Below are 2,991 nucleotides of genomic sequence, written 5' to 3'. Positions count from 1 at the left end.
GGTCACGACCTTTCTGTCCGATCGCCGCTTTGCCGCGGAGAGCCGGCAGTCGCGCAAGGAGATCCTCGGCGACCGGAAGGTTGCGCTCTCCGTCGTCATCGCTGGGATCTTCGACGAGGCTTGGCTTCTCGAGATCGAGGCCATAGCTGCCGCCTGACCGGCTCTGTTCTTTTGTCGCGAGAAGCCCTTGAAAACTCCCGGTTCCATCGACGCCACGCTTTCTCTCCTGCAATCGCAGGGCTATGTCGCCGATCGGGCGCTGGCGACTGTGCTCTATCTGGCTCTGCGCATGAAGCGACCGCTGCTGCTGGAGGGCGAGGCCGGCACGGGGAAGACCGAGATTGCCAAGGTGCTGGCGGCCGCGCTCGGGCGGCGCCTGATCCGGCTGCAATGCTATGAGGGGCTCGATCTCGCCTCCGCAGTCTATGAGTGGAACTATGCGGGCCAGATGATGGCGATCCGTCTCGCGGAGGCGGGTGGCGCTGCGGGGGATCGTGCCCGACTCGAATCCGACATCTTCTCGGAGCGCTATCTGGTCAAGCGCCCGCTCTTGCAGGCGCTGGAGCCGCAGGAGGGCGGGGCGCCAATCCTGCTGATCGACGAACTCGACCGCACCGACGAGGCCTTCGAGGCCTTCTTGCTCGAGGTGCTGGCCGACGCGCAGGTGACGATTCCCGAGCTTGGCACGATCAAGGCGGCGGAGCCGCCGATCGTGATCCTGACCTCGAACCGTACACGCGAGATCCACGACGCGTTGAAGCGCCGTTGCCTCTACCACTGGGTCGGCTACCCCGACACGGCTCGCGAGCTTGCCATCCTGAAAGCGCGCGCACCGGAGGCCCCGGCCAAGCTGGCAAAGCAGGTCGTCGCCTTCGTGCAGGCGATCCGCAAGGAGGAGCTGTTCAAGGCGCCGGGCGTCGCCGAGACACTCGATTGGGCAAGTGCGCTGGTCGAACTCGACGCAGTCGCGCTTGACCCCGCGATCGTCTCGGACACGCTGGGGGCGCTGCTCAAGTACCAGGACGACATCCAGGCGATGCAGGGCTCGAAGGTGAAGGAACTGCTGGACCAGGTGAAGGCCGACGTGCGGGGATAGGCGCGCCTGCCGTGAGGACAGGCCTTGTGTACCGACCCAGGTCTTTCCTCTCATTCGCGTCGCAGCAGGTGGATGCGCGGGACCGGCCCGCGCATGATGGAGCAAGCGATGAACGACGACATCAAGGCGATCGAAGCCGCTACCTGGACTTATCTCGACGGGCTCTATGAGGGCGATGTCGGCAAGCTGAGCCAGATCTTTCATCCAACAAGCGCACTGACCCAATCGCTCCACGGCGAACTGAAGATCGTGCCGCGCGCCGAGTGGTTCGAGGCCGTGCGCAATCGCCAGTCTCCGAAGGCTGCTGGGATGGAGCGCAGCGACCATATCCTGACCATCGATCTCGTGGGCCCGGCCCTGGCTCTGGTGAAGCTAAAATGCCAGATGCCGCCGCGCTATTTCACGGATCTGCTCTCCTTCGTAAAAGTCGACGGCAAATGGGTCATTGCGCAGAAGGTCTTCATGACCGAGACCGCAGCGTGATCGCGCGGCAAGCCCTGGCCGGCGATCCGCGTCTACCATGACGGTGAGAACCTCGTGACCGGCAAGCTGCCTGAGAACATCGTCTATTTCGCGCGGGCGCTGCGCATCGCCGGTGTGCCCGTTGGTGCGGGGGCGGTGGTCGAGGCCGTCGAGGCGCTGGCGGATGGTGCGCTCGGTGCACGCGACGACGTTTACTGGGCGCTGCATGCGATCTTCGTGAAGCGGCACGAGGACAGCGTGATCTACGACCAGGCCTTTCGTCTGTTCTGGCGGCGGCGCAATCTGATCGAGAAGATCATGGCGCAAATGTCCCCCGTCTCTCCGGGGGCGGATAGTCAGCCGGAGAAGGCGGAAGCGGGTGCGTTGCGGGTCGCTGAAGCATTTGCTCCGCCGCGAGACGAGCGTGACGAACCCCCGGTCGAACTGACCGAGCTTTCGGCGCGCCTGACCGTCTCCGATCGCGAAATGCTGAAGTCACGCGACTTCGCCCAGATGAGTGCGGCGGAGATCGCCAAGKCCAAGCAGCTGATGTCCGAGCTGCGCCTGCCGCGGGATACCGTGCCGACGCGGCGTTTCCAGGCATCGCATGTCGGCGCGCGCATCGACCCACGCCGCACCTTCCGGCGTTCGCTCAGGGGGGGAGGCGGCTCGATCGACCTCGCATTTCGCGAGCGCGCCGAGATCCATCCCCCGGTGGTCGCGCTCGTCGATATCTCGGGCTCGATGGCAGAGTATTCGCGCATCTTTCTGCATTTCCTGCACGCGATCACGGAGAAGCGCCGCCGGGTGCATTCCTTCGTCTTCGGCACGCGCTTGACCAATGTCACGCGGGGCCTGAGGGCGCGGGACCCTGACGAGGCGCTGGCCCTTGCCGGCAGGGCAGCGCCGGACTGGGAAGGTGGCACCCGCATTGCCGATGCCCTGCACAGCTTCAATCGCGTCTGGTCGCGGCGCGTGCTTTCGGGCGGGGCGATCGTGCTGCTTTTCACCGACGGGCTGGAGCGACATCTCGATGGCGAGCTCGCCTTCGAGATGGACCGGCTGCACCGCTCCTGCCGCCAGCTCGTCTGGCTCAATCCGCTGCTGCGCTTCGATGCCTTTCAGGCGCGGGCCAGCGGCATCCGGGCGATGCTGCCGCATGTCGATTCGTTCAGGCCGATTCACAACCTCGCGGCGATGGCTGATCTCTGCGCCGCACTCTCGCCGGACGCAGACCGGAGAAGTGATCCACGCCTGTGGTTGAAGAAGGCGGGCTAGGTGTTTAGTCCCGGCATTTGATGGATTGGATCGAGCCTGAATCGTTCTGGCTCTGAAGTCCAGCATTTGCAGATGAACTCGTAGGGTGTGAGCCCCCTAAGGGTCTTCAGCCGGCGGCCGAAATTGTAGGCGGCAACGAAGTCTGTGAGGTGCGC

Annotated in this window: 3 protein-coding genes and 1 pseudogene; 3 read left to right on the top strand and 1 reads right to left on the bottom strand. The window is 64.7% G+C overall.

The window, feature by feature from the left end; translation table 11 throughout:
* The first annotated feature begins 187 nt into the window (after positions 1-187).
* The 3 genes from AC1DJT_RS35535 to AC1DJT_RS35525 all read left to right on the top strand — a co-directional run bounded on the left by AC1DJT_RS35535 (position 188) and on the right by AC1DJT_RS35525 (position 2,836).
* Positions 188-1,096, top strand: coding sequence for an AAA family ATPase (locus AC1DJT_RS35535; protein ID WP_113514152.1), 909 nt, complete (start codon positions 188-190; stop codon positions 1,094-1,096).
* A gap of 108 nt (positions 1,097-1,204) precedes the next feature.
* Positions 1,205-1,579: a nuclear transport factor 2 family protein gene (locus tag AC1DJT_RS35530; RefSeq protein WP_162768090.1), complete on the top strand. Its 375-nt coding sequence runs from the start codon at positions 1,205-1,207 to the stop codon at positions 1,577-1,579.
* Between the two features lie 54 nt (positions 1,580-1,633).
* On the top strand, positions 1,634-2,836 hold the full coding sequence (locus AC1DJT_RS35525; protein ID WP_476835941.1) for a vWA domain-containing protein: 1,203 nt from the start codon (positions 1,634-1,636) through the stop codon (positions 2,834-2,836).
* On the opposite strand, the pseudogene AC1DJT_RS35520 reads toward AC1DJT_RS35525, so the two are convergent.
* Positions 2,833-2,991: pseudogene (locus tag AC1DJT_RS35520) on the bottom strand (IS481 family transposase); the annotation flags it as partial. The gene AC1DJT_RS35525 and the pseudogene AC1DJT_RS35520 sit on opposite strands and share 4 nt — an antisense overlap.

It is taken from the genome of Allobosea sp. 05T422_2 (genome assembly GCF_056396265.1).
The sequence above is the reverse complement of the archived record's forward strand: the minus strand, read 5'-3'. Positions and strand labels throughout refer to the sequence as shown.